We start from the raw sequence: 18176 nt of genomic DNA, 5'->3' as shown, positions 1-18176 counted from the left end.
CATGTTCACCATAAAAGTCAACATCGACCTCAGCGAACTGGAAGACGCGCTCGAGCGCCTTATGGACGCCGGGCACGACATGACGCCCCTCACGCGCAACATCAGCGAAATCATGTATGACGCCACGGCGCGCGCCTTCCAGGCGGAGCAAAGCCCGGACGGCAGGAAGTGGGCGCCCCTCACGCCCCTTACCCTCTCCCGCCGCAAGGGCAAGGGCAAGATACTCGCGCCCACGGGCGGCGCGAGCGGCCTCAGGGGCAGCATCCAGGCGGAGCATGACGCCACAAGCGCCCGCGTGGGCACGAACAGGATCTATGCCGGCCCGCACCAGTTCGGCGCGCGCAAGCGCGAGTTCAAGGGCGTTGCGCCCTGGGGCGACCTTCCGGCTCGCCCCTGCCTGGGCATCGGCGAGGAGGACGAAATGGAGATTCAGGACGCCATGCGCAGCTACATCGAGGACGCCATTTACGGGCGCCGCTAAAAAATCGCCCCTGCGCCGCGTTTTGGCCCTCGCCCGGCCTTGGCTCCGCGCTCGCGCGCTTCCGCAAAATCTAACGCCCCTCTAACGGCCTTCTCGCGGGTGTTGCGGCTGCCAGTCCAAGGGACCACGCCACCGTGGAGCAGGGCGACAAGGCGAGCGCACAGCGCCGCCCGCGCTAAAGTGAGCAAAAAACTTGCTTTTTTGCGAGCGGTAGCCGTTGCCTGCGTCAGCAGGCTTACGGATAGCGACAGTGGCAGCGTTGAATGGCTGTCGGGGCAACTTGTTGCTGTCTCCATCCGTAGCTTCCTGCGTCGCAACGGCTGGAGCAACGCCGGCGCGTATGGTTGAAACGCGCAGCGTTTCAACTGAAGCTCCCGAAGAGGTGGCACCGGCCAGCCTTTTTTGCGGGCACGGCCCTGCTACAAGCAGGGCATGGCAACGCCTTCACCTTCCTCCGCATACCCCTCGGCCCCGCGTCCCTGCGGGGCGCTCGGGGTCACTTCGCCGCAAGCAAGTTGCGGCTCGCTCCCCTCCGGGGGCGGCCGCATCCCTGCGGCCGACATCGCAATGGCGGCGCACCTGGCGCCCCTCCCGCCCGAGGCCCCCGGCCCTGACGGCGCCCCCCCAGCCGCCAAGGCCGGGCGCATCCAGCTATTCCCGGCCGGTCATTTTGTCGCGCGCGATGGCCGGCCGGGATGTCTCAAGGGCGTTTCCGCCACCAGTTTCCGGCTCGGCCCGGAAGATATGGTGGCGGTCATCACCCGCTGGAAGATTCGCGCCACGCCGCTGGTGGTGGATTACGAGCACCAGACGCAGCACAGCGCCGAAAATGGCCAGCCCGCGCCCGCCGCCGGCTGGATCACGGGGCTTGAGGCCGCTGGCTCCGGCCTCTACGCAACCGTGGAATGGACTGCCCGCGCCCGCGAGCATATCCGCGCGGGCGAATATCGCTACATCTCGCCCACCTTCAGCTTTGACCGCAAAAGCGGGGCCGTGCTGGAACTCCACAGCGCGGCCCTCACCAATACCCCGGCCCTCGACGGCATGGACGCCGCCAGCGCCAAAACCTTCACCGATGAGGATGCAACGATGGACAAACTGCTCGCCGCCCTGTGCGTGCTCCTGGGCCTGCCGGACCTGAACAGCCCCGAACAGGCCGCCGAGGCGCTGAAAAAGCACCTGCCGCAAGCCAATCTCGTGGCCCTGCTCCAGAGCAAGGACGACGCCCTCACGGCCGCGCGGGGAGAGCTTGCCGAGGCCAAGGCCGCGCCGCCCGACCCGGCGCTCTATGTGACGCTTTCCACCTTCCAGGCCGTGCAGGCAGAGGCAGCAACCCTGCGCGCCGCCGTTTCGAGGCTTGAGGCCGAAAAGGCGGCAGCCGGCCTTGAGGAGGAGATTGCGGCCGCCCTCAAGGACGGGCGCCTCGCCGCCGCCGCCGAGCCCTGGGCGCGCGACCTTTCCCGCAGCAATCCCGAGGCCCTGCGCGCCTTCCTCAAGGCCGCGCCGCCCGTGGCCGCGCTGGCGGGCACGCAATCGGGGGGCAACGCTCCCAAGGATACGCCCGAGGGCGCCCTCGAGGCCGAGGAGGCCTACGTTTGCGCCCAGCTCGGCATGACGCGCGAGGAATACATCAACGCCAAGGCCACGGAGGAGAAGTAAATGGCAATCGTCAACAACGCGCTCATTTCCGCCCTGCGCCCGGGCTTTTCCGCCGCCTTCGCGCGCGGCAAGGCCAAGGCCCCCAGCCAGTGGCAGCTCGTCGCCACCAGGATGTCGAGCGCCAACAAGAGCACCACCTATGGCTGGCTGGGGCAGTTCCCCAAGCTCTCCGAATGGGTGGGAAGCCGCTCGGTCAAGAACATGGCCGAACACGGCTACAGCATCGTCAACAACCTCTACGAGGGCACCGTGGGCGTGAAGCGCACGGACATCGAGGACGACAACCTCGGCATCTACACGCCCCTCTTTGAGGAAATGGGCTACGCCACGGCCACGCACCCGGACGAGCTCGTGTTCGCCCTGCTCGGCAAGGGCGTCTCCACGGAGTGCTACGACGGCCAGAACTTCTTTGACACCGACCACCCGGTCTATCCCAACGTGGAAGGCACGGGCACGCCCGAAACCGTGAGCAACCTCATCGAAGGCGAGGGCGCGGAAGGCGCGACGCCCTGGTATCTGCTGGACGTTTCCCGCCCGCTCAAGCCGCTCATCTTCCAGGAGCGCACGGCCCCGGAAATGACCAGCCAGACGGACGCGCGCACCGACAACGTCTTCATGGCCGACGAATACCGCTACGGCGTGCGCTACCGCTGCAACGCGGGCTTTGGCTTCTGGCAGCAGGCCGTCTGCGTGCGCGACGCCCTGAACCAGGCCAATTTCCTCAAGGCCCGCGCCCTCATGCAGTCCTTCCGGGCCGACGGCGGCCGCCCCCTGGGCCTCGGCCGTGGCGGCAAGGCCGGCACCTTGCTTGTGGTGCCCGCGTCCCTTGAGGCCGACGCCATCAAGCTGGTGGATCTCCAGCTCATCAACGGCGGCGAGAGCAACCCCTGCTACAACATGGCCACCATCGTCAACTGCGCGTGGCTGTAGGAGGAGGCGACATGATCGTCCATGTGAAAGCCAAGGCCCCGCTGGCACGGCGTTGCCGCTGCGGTTACCGCTTTGATGCCGAGGGGCAGGAACTGGTGGTCTCCGGGAAGGAATTGGCCGCCCTTACGGCCGACCCCATGCTCGTGGTGACGGTGCTCGAGGCCCCCGAGGCCCGAAACGCCCTGGCCGCGCCCCCCGCTGACGGCGAGCTCGGCGCGCCCGAGGAACCCGACAACCCGGCCCCCGAGGGCGACGCGCCCGAAGGCGAGGACCCCGAAGGTGAGGCCCATGCCTGATGCCCTGCCGCCGGTGGCTGTGCTTCCCGAGTCCCCGCCCTATGGCGGCGTGGCGACCCTGCTTGCGCACTTCGGCCGGGACGAGCTCATGCAGCTCGCCCCGGCCCAGGGCGAAGAAGGCGCGGAACAGGAGGACGAACTGGACGAGGCCCTCCTGCTCCGGGCGCTCCGCCGCGCCAGCCGCGAGGCGGACAGCTACCTCGCCACGCGCTACAAGGTGCCGCTCACCCCGGCCACGGGCGAGGGCGGCGCGCCCCTCTGGCCCGAGCCCCTGACAGGCTTTGTGGCCGACATGGCCCACTATCACCTGTGCGGCGGCAATGCCCGCGACGACGAGGGCATCATGCGCCGCTACCAGGAGGCCCTTGACTGGCTCAAGGCCGTTGCCAGGGGCCTGGCCGACCTGCCGCCCCCGCCGGATTCCGGCGCGGGCGAGGACGAAGGCGAAACCACGGGCGGCGTGGCCTTCGTGCGCTGCGGCCGCCAGAACGAATGGCGGTGAACCGTGTTTGGCCGTATCGCAGAGCTTGAATCCGCCGTGCTCGCGGCCCTCAAGGAGGAAAAGCCCGCCTGGCTGCGCTTTGTGGGCTCCTACGGCGGCGAGCTTGCGGGCGACTGGGAGGCCGTGGTCCGCGCCGTGCCCGCCTATTGGCTGGCCTTCTCAGGCATGACGGAGCCAAAGCCCCTCAACACGGCGCAAACACGCTTTGAGGCCGTCATCCAGCTTTCGCTGGTGGCCGCCAGCCGCAGCGTCGCCTCCGAGGCGGCCTCCCGCCATGGCGCGCCGGGCTCGGCGCCCGGCACCTACGCCATGCTGGCGCACGCGGCAAGCCTCCTCTGCATGCGGGACTTCGGCCTCGACGGCGTGGACTATTTGCGCCCCGGCCGCATCCGCACACTGTTCTCCGCCCAGGTGCAGGGCAAGGCCCTGTCCGTGCTCGCGCAGGACTGGCGGGCGCGCATTGTCTTTGTCCTGCGGGAGCCGGGCCAGCGGCCCGTAGTCGCTCCGGGCGAACAGGACACCCCGGCCGGCTACCTCACGCCCGACGCGCCGCCCCTGCCCGAGCTCACGGCCCTCGACCTGCGCTATTGGCTCAAGCCCCCGCGGGACCCGGAGCACGACGACCCGCTTCTGGTCGATAGCCTGCGCTTTCCCCTTGTAAACATTTTTCAGGAGTGACCCCCATGCCCACTACCCTCCGCGTCATCGCCGCCCCGGGCCTCACCGTGCCCTGCCATGACGGCAAGGCGCAGATCACCGCCCACCGCGCCGTGGAAGTGCCGGACAACGCCTATTACCGCCGCCGCATGGCCGACGGCGACCTCATCCAGGCAACGCCGGCCCCGTCCCCGCAAAACCCCGAGGAGTAAACCATGGCCAGCCCCAATATCAGCTTTGACCAGATTCCGGCCAGCATTCGCAAGCCGGGCAAGTATTTCGAGTTCAACACCAGGCTCGCCGTGCGCACCCTGGCCACCAACGGCCAGCGGATGCTCATCATCGCCCAGAGGGCCGAGTCGAGCGACGCCCCCCTCGAGCCCGTGCAGGTCTATGACGACGTGACCGCCGGGCAGCTCTTCGGCCAGGGCTCCCAGTGCCAGCGCATGGTGCGCGCGGCCATCAAGGCGTACCCCTATGTGGACCTTTCCGTGCTGCCCGTGCCGCCGGATGCGGCCGGCATCGCCGCGCAAGGGCGCCTCACGCTCTCCGGCGAGGCCACGGGCGCGGGCGTGCTCACGCTGACGCTGGGCGACGCCCAGGTGAGCGTGGCCGCCGCCTACAAGGACAGCGCCCGGACCTGCCTCGAGGCGCTGGCCTCCGCCGTCAACGGCGAGCCGGAGCTCCCCGTGGCCGCGCGGCTCACGCCCGAGGACGAGGACGCCCCCGGCCAGGCGGAAGTGACGCTCACCTGCAAGGACAAGGGCACCCTCGGCAATTCCCTCTCCCTTTCCGTGACGAGCACCATTCCCGGCATGACGGCCGGCGCCACCCCCATGAGCGGCGGCCAGCGGGACCCGGACCTCGGCGACGCGCTCGCCGCCGTATTCGGCGCGGACTACACGCTCTATTGCGTGCCCTGGGCCGCCGAGGCGCAGCTTGCGCCCCTGCGCGACCACCTTGCGGCCATTTCCGGCCCGCTGGAGCAGCGCCGCGCCACGGCGTGGCTCGCGACCACCGGCACCCTCGCCAAGGCCACCACGCTTGCCCGCGCGCTCAACAGCGGCCGCATCAGCCTCGCCTGCGTTCCGGGAAGTCCCACGCCGCCCGAGTGCGTCAGCGCCGCCTATTGCGCCGTGGCCGCCAGCGAGGAGGACCCGGCCCGCCCCCTCAATACGCTGGCCCTCACGGGCGTGGCCGTGCCCCCGGATGTCGCCCGCCTCTCCCGCACCGAGCAGGAGGTGGCGCTCAAGAGCGGCGTCACCCCGCTGGAAGTGGGGCCGGGCAATGTGGTGCAGATCGTCCGCGCCATCAGCACCTACACGGTGAACGCCGCCGGCGTGGCCGACGTGTCCCTTTTGGACATGACCACCATCCGCACGCTCGACTATGTGGCCAAGGCCGTGCGCGAGCGCATCGAGCTCCGCTTCCCGCGCGAAAAGCTCTCCACCCGCACCGGCCCCAAGGTGCGCAGCGAAATTCTGGATGTGCTGCGCCAGCTTGAGGCCCTCGAAATCGTGGAGGAGGTGGCCGCCAATGCCGACGGCGTCATCTGCGAGCGCGACCTTCAGGACGCCAACCGCCTGAACGCCCGCATCCCCGCCGACGTGGTCAACGGCCTGCACGTCTTTGCGGCCGTGATTGATTTGCTGCTGTAGGAGAGCAGAACCCCTTGGAAAGCCCCGTCCCTCGGGGCTTTCCCCCTTGCCCTGCGGGGGGATTTGCGCCATAGTTGGCACAGATTTTCCTATAAGTTGCAGGAGAGGGGGCTCCATATGCCAAGTGAAAATGTCAGCTGGCGTGAAGAGATTTCTATCAATATCGAGGGCGGCACGGCGGACGAGCATGAAATTCCTGTTGATGTCCTGATGGAATCCCTTACAGGGCTTCAGCAACTGGTCAACCGGACGAACAGCGTTATTTATAGTAAGGGAACCAGTGTCTCCGTAAAAGTCAAAGGCGGATTCATTGGGAACTCATTTGACTATAAAGCTGTTTTGGACTTCATTGCCCCTTTCATACCAGTCGCCCCAGAGCTTGTGAGTACGATTGTCAAGATGTTTGAATACAAGATGTTTACAGGATGGAAGCGGCCAACGGAAATCGTCCCCACCGGCGATGGGCCAACCTCCATCGTTAAAAATACCAATGGGGACACTATGGTTGTCCAAAATAGTGTTATTCTTGTGGCCGATTCTTCTCAAACTGACTCGGCCATGAGCAAGGTTCTTTCCGCATTGAAAATTGGCGCAAAAAAAGTTGAAATTGGCGATGTGAGGGGGGAAACGCCGCCAGCCATTGTTCCCGCCGAAGAGCAGGACAAGATTATGGCGGCGGAGGATACTGAACCGACTTCCACAGATAAAACCTGCATAGTCGAAATCCTCACCGCGCAGATGGATGGCCGCCCCACCGGCTGGCGCTTTTATGATGTGGAGGATGAAACCGAGTTTGCGGCAGGCGTGGCGGACGGTCGTTTTTTGGCAGATGTCAATGAAGGTCGCTATGCCGTGCTGCGGCATAAGCATGCCCACGCCCTCATGAGAGTTGAAAAACAGAAAATAAATTTCAGGAACAGGACGATAAGGACAATTCTCACACTCACGCCCATGAGCGATGAAGAAGAACGTTTGAAGTTCGCCTAACCCTGCCAAGTGCGTCAAATTATTTGGAGGATAGTATGCCCAAAGATACCCAAGGCTCCGTAACGACTTCATTACCGACGCCAGAAGAGGATATTCAGAGCGGATTGGGATTTCTTAAGCATGAAAAAAGAGAGTATATTCGGCAAAGAGAAAAATCTTTGGGGGTCATCGTTCCCGGGGCATCCGAAGGTTTTGCGGCCTGCTTTGGCAGGGCAGAGGCAAAAGAGGCGTTAAGGCGCAGTGGCGTGCCGAGGTCAGTATGGAATGAAGTCATCACACGGTTTTTCCCCGACAGCCCCGCACGGGATCCAAGCCCGGCCTCCACTGATGACTGACCCCATGCCCCGCCCCGCGGGGCTTTCTTTTTTGCCGCCAGCGCCAACCGGCCCACAAATTTTTCTTGACTGCTATCAGCTAAACAGGCTAAAGCCTCGGACGTGGAGGTTCTATGCCCACCCGAAAAACCCTGACCATCAACGTGACAGAGGAGGAGCACCGACAGGCAAAAATCATTGCGGCAGTGGCTGGCAAGACAATGAAGGAAATTTTTTTGGAAGCGATAGCGCGACTGAAAAAAGAGCAAGAAAAAGAAAACGGCTCCAAGTAGTGGTGGCACACCACTTGAAGCCTAACCCTGACACTACAGCGGAGGTAGTGAAATGGCTGGAAAAACAGTATCTCAAATCACGTCTTTTGTCAAAGAAAACAGCCCCATTCGCATTGATTTAGCCGCAGGGCAAACCCCTGTCGTTTCCTCCGTGGATGTGGCCCGGCATTTCCAGAAAAAGCACAAGCATGTGCTCGCTGAAATCCGCAAAATTATCTCTATCACCCCGAAAATATTCAACGGGCCGAATTTTCGGCCCGTTGAATACGCCGATGCCAAGGGCGAAAATCGGTGCGCTTTTCTCCTGTCCCGTGACGCTTTTTCTCTGCTGGCAATGGGCTTCACCGGCAAGGCCGCCATCATGTGGAAGCTGCGCTACATCGAGGCGTTCAATGAGATGGAGGCCCGCTTGCAGGAAAGCGCCCCGCAGGCCGCGCTTCCCGTGGCCGAGGAGGCCAGGCTCAAGGCCTCCTACCTTGACGGCCTGCGCGAGGGGAAACGCCTTGCCGCCCGCGCCGACCGCCTGCGCCTGCTCGAGCGCGTGCTCCACTACCGCCGCATGGGCCTGAGCCTGCGCGACATCGGCAAGCTCATGGGCGTGGCCCACCAGCGCGTGGCCGATCTGCTCGGCACGGGCCGCCGCCTCGGCATCGACCTTCCCGCCGCCAAGGGGGTGCGTCATGCCTGACATGAACCTCCACCCCGCCGACCTGCTCACCCGCGCGGCCGCGCGCATCCGCTGGCAGCAGCGCCTGCTCTGCGGCCTTCCCCCGGACGGCGACCTCGACATGGGCGCGCAAGACGCCCAAGGCCTCTACTACACCCTTGAGGACATCTTCGAGGACATCACCGCCGCCCTGCGGAATATGGAGGAAAGCCAGAAAGCCTGAAACCTCGGGGCGGCGCAAGTTTCGATGCGCCGCAAGGAAGGCGAGCTTTTCTTGAGGGAGTGTACTCTTACGGTACTCGACCGAGAGAAAAAGCGAAGCCTGACGCAGCGGAGCGCGAAGCGCTAGCCGTTGCGACGCAGGAAGCTACGGATAGCGACAGCAGCGCTATCGCGCCGCCCCGGCGCTGGCACAGGCCAGCCTTTCTTATGGCCCGCGCCGCCACTATTGTGGCGGTGCGGGCCTTGCTTATTCAGGCCCCGAAGGAGAACCGCATGGCAATCAAGGAATATGTGGGCGCCGTCGTGCTTGAGGTCGATGGCCGCGAGGTGGAGTGCGCGAGCTACAGCGTCACCGAAAACACGGGCATGCAGCCGGTCAAGACCATGAACCGCGGCCGCCGCATCGCGGGCTTTTCCACGGGCGTGGCCACCTTCGAGATCACTGCCTCGGTGCCCATCCCCGTGGACGGCGACGAGATCGACTGGTTCAACTGTTTTGACGTGAAAATGGTCATCTACCCCATCCGGGGCAACGGCAGGCGCACGGCCTATACCGGCTGCGTCGTGCAGGAGGTCTCCCCCAGCTACGAGGCCGAGGGCGAGGCGAAAAGGGACATCAAGCTCTTCGCGGTCGACCGCGTTGTGGAGTAGAAAATGGAAAACATCACCGTAAAGGGCGAGCTCCCCTACGGCTACAAGGACGGGCAGGGCGCCATCCACCGCGCCTTCACCATGCGCGCCCTCACCCTGGGCGACATGGAGCGCATGGAGGAGGAGCACCCCGAGCTCTGGAGCCGGGGCGGCCTCGCCATGCGCCGCCTGACCTTCGCCTGCGAGCTTGAATCCCTGGGCACGCTCCCAAAGGCGGACATCACGCCCGAGCTCCTGGCCGGGCTGCCCTTGCAGGACTTCGCGGCCCTCGCCCAGGCGGAGGAAGACCTCACAAAAAAATTGCGGGCCGCCTTCGGCAGGGAAGAGGGCGGCGCTGTCTCGTAGCCGGGCTTCTGGCGGGCGGCCTTGACATGGCGCGCATTGACGCCATGACCGTCCCGGAGGCCGAGGAATGGTACGCGGCGCTCTATCCCGAGCGCATGGCCGCCCTGCGCAAGCGCGGCCAGCCAAGGCAGGTGCACAGCCTGCGGGCCATGAGGCGCAAGAATGGCCGATGATCTCAAGGTAGTTGCGGAACCCTCGCTCAAGGATGCCCTCTCGGGCCCGGCCTCCAGGGCCGTGGCCCGCGTGAGCGCTGACGCCCGCAAGGCGGCGCGGGAGCAGGAGAAGAGCGCCACGAGCGCCCGCACCGTGGCCGACGCCCTTGCCGAAGTGGACAAACGCGGGCGGGATGCCTCGCGCTCCGTAAACGGCGTGGCCCAGGCGCTGGCCCATGCGGCGCACACGCCCTTCACGAGCGCCGCCGCGCAGATGCAAAACCTCCGCGAGGCCACGGGCAGGACGCGCCGGGAAATGGCGGCCCTCCTCAAGGTGGCGAACCGGGCGGGCCATGTGGTGGGCGCGGGCGTGCGCATGGCCGGCTCCGTGGCGACCAGCACCGCCGCGCAGGTGGCCGGGGGCATTGCCGCGGCGGGCTCCGCCGCGCACCTCGTCAGCATGGATTCCCGCTATGCCGCCCTCAAGGCCAACGCCAACATGAACGCGGAGGAGGCCAGCGCCTTCAAGTCCCGCGTGCAGGGGGCGGCCGGGGCTACCCGCGTGGGCGAGGGCGATGTCATGACCCTGGCCGAGGTCATGCAGGATCTTATCGGCGATAGCAAGTTTTACGGCAACACGCTTGACCTTTACAGCAAGGCGCAAAAGGCCAGCGGTGGCAATGCCGCGGACATGGGCGCGCTTGCCAAGGTCATGCACACCATGGGCATCACCAACCGTGAAGATACAGAGCGCGGCCTTTCCGGCGCCATAGCCATTGGCGACAAGGGCTCCTTCACCCTGCGCGACTTTGCCCAATATGGTCGCTCCGCTGCCGCCGCCTATAGCGCCCTCGGGCGCGGCGGCACGGGTGGGCTCTTCGAGGTCAACACCGCCCTCCAGCTTGCCAAGGACAGCAAGGGCACCTCGGCGGAAGCGGGCACGGCGGTGGTTTCCCTCTTTCGCGAACTGGTGGCGAAATCGGGAAAAAAGGATTCCCTTGCCAAGGCGGGCATCAAGGTTTTTGACGAGAAAGGCAATATCCGCAGCATCATTGATATTCAGAAGGACATTGCCAAGGCCACGGGCGGCAGCATTGAAAAACTCAAGAAACTTGGCTTGAGCGGTGAGGCCCAGGCGGCCTTGCAAAGCATCATGAAGCAGTACCGGGAATCCGGCAATTTTGACTTCCTGGACAAGTATAACGTCACAGGCAACGAGGGCGACCTCGACCGCAAGTGGCGCGAAAACAGCGACACCATCGACAGCGCCCTGACGGCCCTGGGCAATTCCTGGGCAAAGATCATGGACAGCCTGTTCACCGCGCCCCTCAAGAATGCTGCCCGCGTCATCACGGACATGAGCGAGGGCGCGCGCGACACCACCGTCGCCCTCGGCGCGCTTGGCATGGGGGCGCTCGCGCTCTTCGCCAAGGTCAAGGCCGGGCAGGCGCTCATGGGCATGGCGCGGAAGTTCATGGCAAAAGGCGGCGCGGCCGAGGCCGTGGAAAAGGCCGCCAGGCCCGCGAACAAGTCTGTACAGGCCCTGGAACAGGCCGCCGCGCAAAAAAAGAATGTGGTGCGTGAGGTCAAGGCCGCCGCCAAGGACGCGCCCCTCAACATCACCGCCCCGGCGGAAGGCTCGGCCGCGCAAGCCGTGGAGGGGGCGGCCAAGGGCGCCGCCAGGGGCGGCGTCATGAACACGGCGCGCAATTTCGCCAAGAAAGTCCCCTTCCTCAACCTCCTCTTTGCCGGGGGCGAGGTCGCGGCCACCGAGCTTGATGACAGCATGACGCGCGCCCAGAAAAACGCGGCCCACACCGAAACGGCGGGCGGCCTTGCGGGCGGCGTCGGCGGGGCCAAGGCGGGCGCGGCGGCGGGCGCCTTCGCCGGGCCTGTGGGCATGGGCATCGGCGGCCTTTTGGGCGCTCTCGTGGGCACCTTCGCGGGCAGCAAGCTCGGTGAGGCCGTGGGCGACTTTGCCTTCGGCAACAAGGAAAAAGAAGCCCCGGAGCCCAAGCCCATTGAAGAAACCGTCATGCGGGCGGCGGAGGTTATCCGCTCCGCGCCCCTTGCCGCCACCCTCAACCTGACCGTGGAGCTGGACGGCGAGGTCATCGCCCGCAAGGTCGAGCAGGCCCAGCTTAGGCAGTCCACGAGGAGGTAGGCATATGTCGTGGCTCACCCTGCTTGACGCCACCTTTAGGGGCGTGCCCTTTCAGGTGGAATCCATCACGGACAAGGGCGAGAAAAGCCTCGCCGTCCATGAATACCCCTGGCGCCCCGGCGCGGAAGTGGAGGACCTGGGGCGCAAGGCCCGCGTCATCCCGGTCAAGGCGCTGTTCTGGGGCCAGTCCTACAAGGCCGGCGTGGAGGCGCTCGTCACGGCGCTGGAAAAGGACGGCAAGGGCGAGCTCGTGCACCCCGTGTTCGGCAGCGTCGAGGTCTGCATCCGCTCCTGGGAGGTCGCCCACGACGCCGAGCGCGCCAATTACGCCACGGTGAGTTTCGAGGCCGTGGAGGCCGGGCCGGACAATCCCTTCTTTGCCGGCGCGAGCGCCCGCTCGCTGGCCGAAAAGGCCCGCGACGCCCTCCTTTCCGGCCTGCAAAAGGCCGCCGACGGCGCGGCGCCGGGCCTCATGTCCACCCTGGGCGAGCTTGCGGGCAAGGCCGCCAGCGTCAGGAACGCCGTGCTGGTGGAGCTGGACGGCCTGCTCACCGTCTATGACGGGAGCCGGCAGGTGGTCCGCACCGCCGCCCAGTGGCTGGACGCGCCCCGCGCCTTTGTGGCCGACCTTTCCGCCTGCATTTCCCATGCGGCCGCCGGCGTTTCCGGGCTTGGCGGCTATCTTTCCCTCTCGCGCCTGTCCCAGGCCTTCCCCCGGCTGGACCTTGCCACGGGCCGCAAGTCTGGCGACTACGCGACCGGCGTCAACTCCTATGGCGCGGCCTGGGTATCCGGCCCGGTGAGCGATCAGGTGGGCCGGGCCGAGGCCGTTTTGGCCGTGCGCGCTCCCCGGGCGCAAGCCGCCACGCCCGCGCCGCCCACGCCCGGGAGCCTCCAGACGGCCGTGGCCCAGGCCACCACGCAGGCCCTCATCCTTCAGACGCAAACATGGTGCCAGGCCGTGGCCGACACGCTCGAGGCCGAGCTGGACGAGCCGGCCCTCACCCCGGCGGAGGTGGAAAGCCTCACGGGCAATGCCCGCGCCCGCGTTGAGGATTGCCTTGACGCCGTGACGGCCGCATGGGCGCCCGGCCGCACGCATGACATCTGTGAGGGCCTGCGCGAGGCCGCGCTTGCCGTGCGGCAAATGGGCGAGGCCGCGCTGAACGCCCGGCCGCCGCTGGTGACGCATGTGGCCGTAACACCCTGCAACTTCCACCTTCTGGCCCACCGCCTCTATGGCGACTACACCCGCGCGGCCGAGCTTGCGCGCATCAATCCCCAGGTGCGCAACCCCAACTTTGTGGCCCGGGGGCAGGAGCTTTTGGTGTATGCAAGATAAGGACGCCGTCTCGCTCACCATCGCCGGGCACCTCCACCGCGACTGGACGCGGGCGAGCATCGACTCCGACCTCTTCACCCCGGCCGACGCCTGGCAGGTGGGCCTCGGCATCCCGGCCGCGCAAATCCCGGAATGGATACGCCCCTGGGCGCCCGTGGAGGTGCGCGTGGGCGACGCGCTCGTGCTCTCGGGCCGCATCGACGCCATCCGGCGCACCATCCGCAAGGACGCGCTGGAATTGACCATCTCGGGCCGGGACGGCGCGGCCGTGCTGCTGGACTGCTCGGCCCCCGTCAAGACGCGGCGCGACGTGACAGTGGAGGAAGTCTGCGCCCTCATCGTGCGCCCGCTGGGCATCGACCGCATCGAGGTGCGGGCGGGCGGCCCGCCCCGCAAGAAGGTGAGCGTGGAGCCGGGCATGACCGCCTGGGAGGCGCTCACCCGCGCGGCCGAGGCCAGCGGCCTCTGGCCGTGGTTCACGCCGGACGGCGTGCTCAAGGTGGCCGCGCCGGACTATTCCCGCCCGGCCGACGCGGAACTCTTGTGCGCTTTCGATGGCACGAAAAACAATGTCCTCTCCGTGGAATACGAGACGGACATCTCCCGCCGCTACAGCGAGGTCACGGTCCTCGGCCAGTCCGTGGGCAATGAGGACGACGAGGCGCAAAACGCCATCAGCGGCCGCGCCTGGGACGCGCTGGCCTGGTTTCAGCGCCCCCTCATCCGCGACGAGGGCCATGTGGACAGCATCGCCGAGGCCAGGACCCGCGCCAAGAAAATCTTGAGCGACAGCGTGTTCGAGTACCGTACCACCACGGTGGAGGTGCGCGGCCACAGGACGGACGCAGGCGCCCTCTGGGAGCCGGGGATGCACATCCGCCTGCGCGTGGAGGGCCTGTGCGAGACGGATAACCTCCTCGCGCGGCGCACCCTGCGCGCGGGGCGGGAGGGGCGAACCACCACGCTCACCCTCAAGCCCTGGGGCCTCTGGCTCCCCGATACCTCCAAAAAGCCGAAAAAGAAAAAGAAGCGCGGCACGCATGACGACGACGAGTGGGGGATTGATTGAATTATGGATATAACCGCCCTCATTGACGAGCGCATCCGCCGCGCCCTGCGCGCCCTGCGCCTGCCCTTCCGCGCGCGCCTGACGCAGCTCAACGGCGACCCCGCCTTGCAGCTCGCCCAGGGGCAGGGCCTCGCGGGTGAGCAGGCCCAGGCCGTGGAGGTCGTGCAGCAGTTCGGCTTTTCCTCCGGCATCCCCGAGGGCAGCCAGCTCATCGTGCTGCCGCTCGCCGGGAAGAGCTCCGCCAACGTGGTCATCGCCACGGAACACGGGGCCTACCGCCTCAAGGTCGGCCCCGGCGAGGCGCGCATGTACAGCCAGGAGGGCGCCTACGTCCACATAAAGCAGGGCCGCGTCATCGAGGCCGAGTGCGACGACTTCCGCCTGCGCGTCAAGAACGCCGCCGTCATCGAGGCCGGGCAGGGCGTCCTCATTGATACGCCGCAGACCACGCTCACCGGCAACATGACCGCCACCGGCGAAAAGGGCGACAAGGTGGAAATGAGCGCCAATGTCGCCATTCAGGGCAATATCACGCAAGACGGCTCCATCGTCTCCAGCGGCGACCATGTGGCCGGCGGCATCAGCCAGACAGGCCACACGCACACGGGCGTCCTCCCCGGCGGCGGCAACACGGGCCTCCCCCAGTAGGTTCCCCGCCGCTGTACCCCGCCAGCCTTTCCTGCGCTGCTGCCCCCACTAAAGTGGGGGCATGGACGCTCAACTTGACCCAACTACCGGCGACTACACCGGCGCCCGCATCGACCACCTGGGCAACGCCGTTTACCTGCGCCTCATGACGCCGCGCGGCTCCTGGTGGGCCGACCCCGCCTTGGGCAGCCGCCTCCACGAGCTCGCGCGCGAGAAGGACGTGCCGCGCGTAAGCATCCTCGCCCGCCAATATGCCGAGCAGGCGCTCCAGCCCCTGCTGGACGACGGCCGGGCGCGCGCCATCGAGGTGACGGCCAAGCAGCCGCACAACGGGCGCTTGCTCCTCCATGTGCAAGTCACCGAGGCCGGGGGCGCGGCCTGGGCCTTCGAGCATTTTGTACGAGTGGGAGCCTGACCATGCCCTATACCGTGCCCAGCTTCGCCGAGATCCGCGCCCGCCAGTTGCGCGACGCCCGCAACCTTGACGCCACGGCGCATACGGACGCGGACAGCGACCTCTTCATCCGCGCGAGCTGCGTGGCCTCGGCTGTGGACGGCCTCTACGCCTTCCAGCACTGGCAGACGCGCCAGATTTTGCCCGATACGGCCGACCCCGAATACCTTGAGCAGCACTGCGCCCTGCGCGGCATCACCCGCAAGGCGGCCACCCGCGCGGCCGGAACGCTCACCCTCACGGGCCGCGCCGGGGCGTATGTCCCCGCGGGCACCGAGGCCCGCGACGAGGAGGGCGAGCTCTACCTCACAACCGCCGCCGCCACGCTTGCCGGGGAAGATGTCGACGCCACGGCGCAAGTGCCCTGCCGGGCGCAAAAGGCCGGCGCCATGCCGGACAGGCGCGGGGCGCGCGTCACGCTGCTGGCCGCGCCTTCCGGCGTCCAGTCCACCGGCCTCCTCGACCTTGCCGGGGGCACGGATGCCGAGACGGATTCAAGCCTGCTCGGCCGCCTGCTCGACTACATGCGCGAGCCGCCCGCCGGCGGCACGGCGGCCGACTATCGCCGCTGGGCGCGCGAGGTGCCGGGCGTGGCCGATGCCCAGGTCTATCCCGTGCGGCAGGGACCGGGCACGGTGGACGTGGTGCTCACCGGGCAGGACGGCATCCCCGGGCCGGATGTCGTAGCCGCCGCCCAGGCGCATATCGACGAGGAGTGCCCGCTGGGCATCCGGGCCACGGTCTATGCGCCCGTGCTCCTCACCGTGGACATGACGCTCGCCTTGCGCGTGGAAGGCCACGCCACACTGCTCACCTTGCGGCCGCAGGTGCTCGAGGCGCTTTCGGCGCAATTCGCCCTCCTCAAGCCCGGCGAGGCCCTGGTGCTCGCGCGCGTGATTGCCGCCGTTTCCGGCATCGAGGGCGTGGCGGATGTGGCCGTGCGTGAGCCCGCCACCAATCCCGCGCCCACGGCCCTGCAATGGTGCCGGCTCGGGGATGTGACGCTGGAGGCCCTTTAAAAATGGTTAGTTTGAACCGCTCCGCGCTTCAAACCATACGGCCTCTCGCTTCGCAGGAAAGGCGCGGCTTTCCTGCTTGCTTTGGGCCGGGCGGCGCTTTGCCGCCGCCTGGGCATCCTCCTGTCTGCGCCCGGAGGATGCCCTGATGCCGCACCGCGACCTCCTGGCGGCGCTTCTGCCGCCGGTTTCCTATGACGCGGCGGCCCCGGCCGTGGAGCTTTCCCTCCAGATGGAAGGCCGCGAGCTCGACCGCGTGCAGGCCGACGGCGCGCGCGTCCTCGGCGCCTTGCGGCCCTTTGTCTGGCAGCAATGGCTCCCGGACTGGGAGCGTGTTTACGGCCTGCCCGGCCCCTGTACCCGGGGCGGCCAGCTCTTGCAGGTGCGCATGGCGCTTCTGGCCCTCGCCTTTCAGGAGCGCGGCGGCATCTCGCGCCGCTGGCTCAGGCGCTATGCGCTCCTGGCGGGCTATGAGGTGGATATTGCGGGCTTCCGGCCCTTCAGGGCCGGGCACTCGCAAGCCGGCGACCCGCTCACCAACGGCCTCTGGATCTTCGCCTTTCAGGTGACAGCCCGGGGCGACGTGGCGCGCGTGTTCAAGGCCGGCCAAAGCCCGGCGGGCGATGCCCTGCGCCACTGGGGCGACCCCATCCTCGAGTGCGTCATCGCCTGGCGCAAACCCGCCCACGCCATTGCCATCATTTCTTACGACACGGAGGCCCCATGCACCGCATAGACTGCCCCACGGCCACGCCGGACAACAGGTTCACCGAGGGCGACCCCACCATCCCCGTGGCCGCCACAACCGTCACGGCCGACTGGCTCAACGCCGTGCAGGAGGAGCTTTGCGCCATTATCCAAGGCGCTGCCATGTCACTGGACAAGACGAGCAATACCCAGGTCCGCGATGCCCTTCTTGCCCTCATTACCCGGCGCGGCCCGTTCCTCACTTGCGCCACCCCGGCCGCAACCGCAGTCAAAAACCTCGAGGCTGCCAACTTCACGCTGGTCCCGGGGGCAAAAGTGTATTTGCGCTTCGATGAGGTCAACACCGCAGAAAATCCCCAAATCAGCATCAATGGCGGCGAGGCCACGCCCTTGAGGTATCTGGGTATGCCGGTGGAGGTTGGCAATCTCGCAAAGGGGCAGGTCTATGAAATCATCTATGCCGGCGCGGACTGGCAGATTCTGGCAGGCATGGGTCCTTGGAGCATCTGCCAGACCGTCTGGTTCGAGGACACGCTGGAGCGGCCCGGCATGATTCCGCTCAACGGCAACACTGTCGCCAATTTTGCTGCCACATGGCCGCAGGCCCATGCCTACCTGCAAACAGCCCACGGGCAGGCGCGCTGCTTTGAATCTCTCGCCGAGCGCGAGGCCGCGCACGTCGCCATCTGGCATACGCTCGCCAGCGGGGCCACCGTTGGCTGGGAGGGCTTTGGCGGTGTCTGCAAATTCTTTTACGACCCTGAGACAGATACCCTCTACATGCCGGACTTGCGTGGAATGTTCCGCGCGATGGCCGGGGACGGCACGCGCGCTCCCAGCATGGGAGGCGTGAAGGGTGACGGGATTCGGAACATAATCGCCGGTGCTTGGTCGTCCAAGATATGGCGACGGAGCGTTAATCTTTACGGTGCCTTTTACGACCCCGACTACAGCGATGAAT

General features: G+C 66.7%; 23 protein-coding genes and 1 pseudogene. All 24 read left to right on the top strand.

From position 1 onward, the window contains the following. The first annotated feature begins 1 nt into the window (after position 1). Positions 2–481 (top strand): phage virion morphogenesis protein, encoded by a 480-nt coding sequence (locus tag G7Y54_RS09680; protein WP_165079114.1) that lies wholly within the window; start codon positions 2–4, stop codon positions 479–481. Positions 482–1048: 567 nt separating this feature from the next. Beyond that, positions 1049–2140: a phage protease gene (locus tag G7Y54_RS09675; RefSeq protein ID WP_165079113.1), complete on the top strand. Its 1092-nt coding sequence runs from the start codon at positions 1049–1051 to the stop codon at positions 2138–2140. Then, complete coding sequence (locus G7Y54_RS09670; RefSeq protein ID WP_165079112.1) at positions 2141–3070, top strand: Mu-like prophage major head subunit gpT family protein; 930 nt, start codon at positions 2141–2143, stop codon at positions 3068–3070. Positions 3071–3081: 11 nt separating this feature from the next. Then, on the top strand, positions 3082–3366 hold the full coding sequence (locus tag G7Y54_RS09665; RefSeq protein WP_165079111.1) for a hypothetical protein: 285 nt from the start codon (positions 3082–3084) through the stop codon (positions 3364–3366). Next, on the top strand, positions 3359–3868 hold the full coding sequence (locus G7Y54_RS09660; RefSeq protein WP_165079110.1) for a DUF1320 domain-containing protein: 510 nt from the start codon (positions 3359–3361) through the stop codon (positions 3866–3868). The genes G7Y54_RS09665 and G7Y54_RS09660 overlap by 8 nt, the downstream gene beginning before the upstream one ends. A gap of 3 nt (positions 3869–3871) precedes the next feature. Beyond that, complete coding sequence (locus G7Y54_RS09655; protein WP_165079109.1) at positions 3872–4546, top strand: phage protein Gp37; 675 nt, start codon at positions 3872–3874, stop codon at positions 4544–4546. Positions 4547–4551: 5 nt separating this feature from the next. Beyond that, on the top strand, positions 4552–4737 hold the full coding sequence (locus G7Y54_RS09650; protein WP_165079108.1) for a DUF2635 domain-containing protein: 186 nt from the start codon (positions 4552–4554) through the stop codon (positions 4735–4737). Between the two features lie 3 nt (positions 4738–4740). Beyond that, positions 4741–6183, top strand: a complete 1443-nt coding sequence (locus G7Y54_RS09645) for a phage tail sheath subtilisin-like domain-containing protein (protein ID WP_165079107.1) — start codon at positions 4741–4743, stop codon at positions 6181–6183. Positions 6184–6300: 117 nt separating this feature from the next. Further along, on the top strand, positions 6301–7170 hold the full coding sequence (locus tag G7Y54_RS09640; RefSeq protein ID WP_165079106.1) for a hypothetical protein: 870 nt from the start codon (positions 6301–6303) through the stop codon (positions 7168–7170). Positions 7171–7205: 35 nt separating this feature from the next. Further along, on the top strand, positions 7206–7505 hold the full coding sequence (locus G7Y54_RS09635; RefSeq protein WP_165079105.1) for a hypothetical protein: 300 nt from the start codon (positions 7206–7208) through the stop codon (positions 7503–7505). Between the two features lie 113 nt (positions 7506–7618). Then, a complete protein-coding gene (locus G7Y54_RS09630) occupies positions 7619–7777 on the top strand; it encodes a hypothetical protein (protein ID WP_165079104.1) in 159 nt (52 codons plus the stop codon). Positions 7778–7829: 52 nt separating this feature from the next. Then, the gene (locus tag G7Y54_RS12760; protein WP_277424356.1) at positions 7830–8465 is read left to right on the top strand and encodes a Rha family transcriptional regulator; all 636 of its coding nucleotides are present in this window, start codon (positions 7830–7832) and stop codon (positions 8463–8465) included. Then, positions 8458–8667 (top strand): hypothetical protein, encoded by a 210-nt coding sequence (locus G7Y54_RS09620; RefSeq protein ID WP_165079102.1) that lies wholly within the window; start codon positions 8458–8460, stop codon positions 8665–8667. The genes G7Y54_RS12760 and G7Y54_RS09620 overlap by 8 nt, the downstream gene beginning before the upstream one ends. Before the next feature lie 272 nt (positions 8668–8939). Then, on the top strand, positions 8940–9317 hold the full coding sequence (locus G7Y54_RS09615; RefSeq protein WP_165079101.1) for a phage tail protein: 378 nt from the start codon (positions 8940–8942) through the stop codon (positions 9315–9317). A 3-nt stretch (positions 9318–9320) separates the two neighbouring features. Further along, positions 9321–9662 carry a hypothetical protein gene (locus G7Y54_RS09610; RefSeq protein ID WP_165079100.1) on the top strand — a complete coding sequence of 114 codons (342 nt, stop codon included), beginning with the start codon at positions 9321–9323 and terminating at the stop codon, positions 9660–9662. Positions 9663–9688: 26 nt separating this feature from the next. Further along, positions 9689–9835, top strand: coding sequence for a hypothetical protein (locus G7Y54_RS09605; RefSeq protein WP_165079099.1), 147 nt, complete (start codon positions 9689–9691; stop codon positions 9833–9835). After that, the gene (locus tag G7Y54_RS09600; protein WP_165079098.1) at positions 9825–11978 is read left to right on the top strand and encodes a phage tail tape measure protein; all 2154 of its coding nucleotides are present in this window, start codon (positions 9825–9827) and stop codon (positions 11976–11978) included. The genes G7Y54_RS09605 and G7Y54_RS09600 overlap by 11 nt, the downstream gene beginning before the upstream one ends. A gap of 4 nt (positions 11979–11982) precedes the next feature. Further along, on the top strand, positions 11983–13320 hold the full coding sequence (locus tag G7Y54_RS09595; RefSeq protein ID WP_165079097.1) for a DNA circularization N-terminal domain-containing protein: 1338 nt from the start codon (positions 11983–11985) through the stop codon (positions 13318–13320). Beyond that, positions 13310–14389: a phage baseplate assembly protein gene (locus tag G7Y54_RS09590; RefSeq protein ID WP_165079096.1), complete on the top strand. Its 1080-nt coding sequence runs from the start codon at positions 13310–13312 to the stop codon at positions 14387–14389. Before G7Y54_RS09595 ends, G7Y54_RS09590 begins: the two co-directional genes overlap by 11 nt. A gap of 3 nt (positions 14390–14392) precedes the next feature. Beyond that, positions 14393–15037: a phage baseplate assembly protein V gene (locus G7Y54_RS09585; protein WP_165079095.1), complete on the top strand. Its 645-nt coding sequence runs from the start codon at positions 14393–14395 to the stop codon at positions 15035–15037. Between the two features lie 61 nt (positions 15038–15098). Continuing rightward, positions 15099–15452: a phage GP46 family protein gene (locus tag G7Y54_RS09580; protein WP_165079094.1), complete on the top strand. Its 354-nt coding sequence runs from the start codon at positions 15099–15101 to the stop codon at positions 15450–15452. Positions 15453–15454: 2 nt separating this feature from the next. Continuing rightward, complete coding sequence (locus tag G7Y54_RS09575; protein WP_165079093.1) at positions 15455–16510, top strand: baseplate J/gp47 family protein; 1056 nt, start codon at positions 15455–15457, stop codon at positions 16508–16510. Positions 16511–16655: 145 nt separating this feature from the next. Continuing rightward, positions 16656–17243 (top strand): putative phage tail protein, encoded by a 588-nt coding sequence (locus tag G7Y54_RS09570; protein WP_165079092.1) that lies wholly within the window; start codon positions 16656–16658, stop codon positions 17241–17243. Further along, positions 17231–18176 (top strand): annotated as a pseudogene (locus tag G7Y54_RS09565) (hypothetical protein); the annotation flags it as partial. The gene G7Y54_RS09570 and the pseudogene G7Y54_RS09565, both read left to right, overlap by 13 nt.

The organism is Desulfovibrio sp. ZJ746, from assembly GCF_011039155.1.
Lineage (GTDB): Bacteria > Desulfobacterota > Desulfovibrionia > Desulfovibrionales > Desulfovibrionaceae > Desulfovibrio.
Note: the sequence above shows the minus strand (reverse complement) of the source record. Positions and strands in the feature narration are given on the sequence as shown.

Excerpts from the sequence above, each read along its gene's own strand:
- G7Y54_RS09680 (WP_165079114.1), top strand. The coding sequence starts at position 2 with ATGTTCACCATAAAAGTCAACATCGACCTCAGCGAACTGGAAGACGCG.
- G7Y54_RS09675 (WP_165079113.1), top strand. The coding sequence starts at position 1,049 with ATGGCGGCGCACCTGGCGCCCCTCCCGCCCGAGGCCCCCGGCCCTGAC.
- G7Y54_RS09670 (WP_165079112.1), top strand. The coding sequence starts at position 2,141 with ATGGCAATCGTCAACAACGCGCTCATTTCCGCCCTGCGCCCGGGCTTT.
- G7Y54_RS09665 (WP_165079111.1), top strand. The coding sequence starts at position 3,082 with ATGATCGTCCATGTGAAAGCCAAGGCCCCGCTGGCACGGCGTTGCCGC.
- G7Y54_RS09660 (WP_165079110.1), top strand. The coding sequence starts at position 3,359 with ATGCCTGATGCCCTGCCGCCGGTGGCTGTGCTTCCCGAGTCCCCGCCC.
- G7Y54_RS09650 (WP_165079108.1), top strand. The coding sequence starts at position 4,552 with ATGCCCACTACCCTCCGCGTCATCGCCGCCCCGGGCCTCACCGTGCCC.
- G7Y54_RS09645 (WP_165079107.1), top strand. The coding sequence starts at position 4,741 with ATGGCCAGCCCCAATATCAGCTTTGACCAGATTCCGGCCAGCATTCGC.
- G7Y54_RS09640 (WP_165079106.1), top strand. The coding sequence starts at position 6,301 with ATGCCAAGTGAAAATGTCAGCTGGCGTGAAGAGATTTCTATCAATATC.
- G7Y54_RS09635 (WP_165079105.1), top strand. The coding sequence starts at position 7,206 with ATGCCCAAAGATACCCAAGGCTCCGTAACGACTTCATTACCGACGCCA.
- G7Y54_RS09630 (WP_165079104.1), top strand. The coding sequence starts at position 7,619 with ATGCCCACCCGAAAAACCCTGACCATCAACGTGACAGAGGAGGAGCAC.
- G7Y54_RS12760 (WP_277424356.1), top strand. The coding sequence starts at position 7,830 with ATGGCTGGAAAAACAGTATCTCAAATCACGTCTTTTGTCAAAGAAAAC.
- G7Y54_RS09620 (WP_165079102.1), top strand. The coding sequence starts at position 8,458 with ATGCCTGACATGAACCTCCACCCCGCCGACCTGCTCACCCGCGCGGCC.
- G7Y54_RS09615 (WP_165079101.1), top strand. The coding sequence starts at position 8,940 with ATGGCAATCAAGGAATATGTGGGCGCCGTCGTGCTTGAGGTCGATGGC.
- G7Y54_RS09610 (WP_165079100.1), top strand. The coding sequence starts at position 9,321 with ATGGAAAACATCACCGTAAAGGGCGAGCTCCCCTACGGCTACAAGGAC.
- G7Y54_RS09605 (WP_165079099.1), top strand. The coding sequence starts at position 9,689 with ATGGCGCGCATTGACGCCATGACCGTCCCGGAGGCCGAGGAATGGTAC.
- G7Y54_RS09600 (WP_165079098.1), top strand. The coding sequence starts at position 9,825 with ATGGCCGATGATCTCAAGGTAGTTGCGGAACCCTCGCTCAAGGATGCC.
- G7Y54_RS09595 (WP_165079097.1), top strand. The coding sequence starts at position 11,983 with ATGTCGTGGCTCACCCTGCTTGACGCCACCTTTAGGGGCGTGCCCTTT.
- G7Y54_RS09590 (WP_165079096.1), top strand. The coding sequence starts at position 13,310 with ATGCAAGATAAGGACGCCGTCTCGCTCACCATCGCCGGGCACCTCCAC.
- G7Y54_RS09585 (WP_165079095.1), top strand. The coding sequence starts at position 14,393 with ATGGATATAACCGCCCTCATTGACGAGCGCATCCGCCGCGCCCTGCGC.
- G7Y54_RS09580 (WP_165079094.1), top strand. The coding sequence starts at position 15,099 with ATGGACGCTCAACTTGACCCAACTACCGGCGACTACACCGGCGCCCGC.
- G7Y54_RS09575 (WP_165079093.1), top strand. The coding sequence starts at position 15,455 with ATGCCCTATACCGTGCCCAGCTTCGCCGAGATCCGCGCCCGCCAGTTG.
- G7Y54_RS09570 (WP_165079092.1), top strand. The coding sequence starts at position 16,656 with ATGCCGCACCGCGACCTCCTGGCGGCGCTTCTGCCGCCGGTTTCCTAT.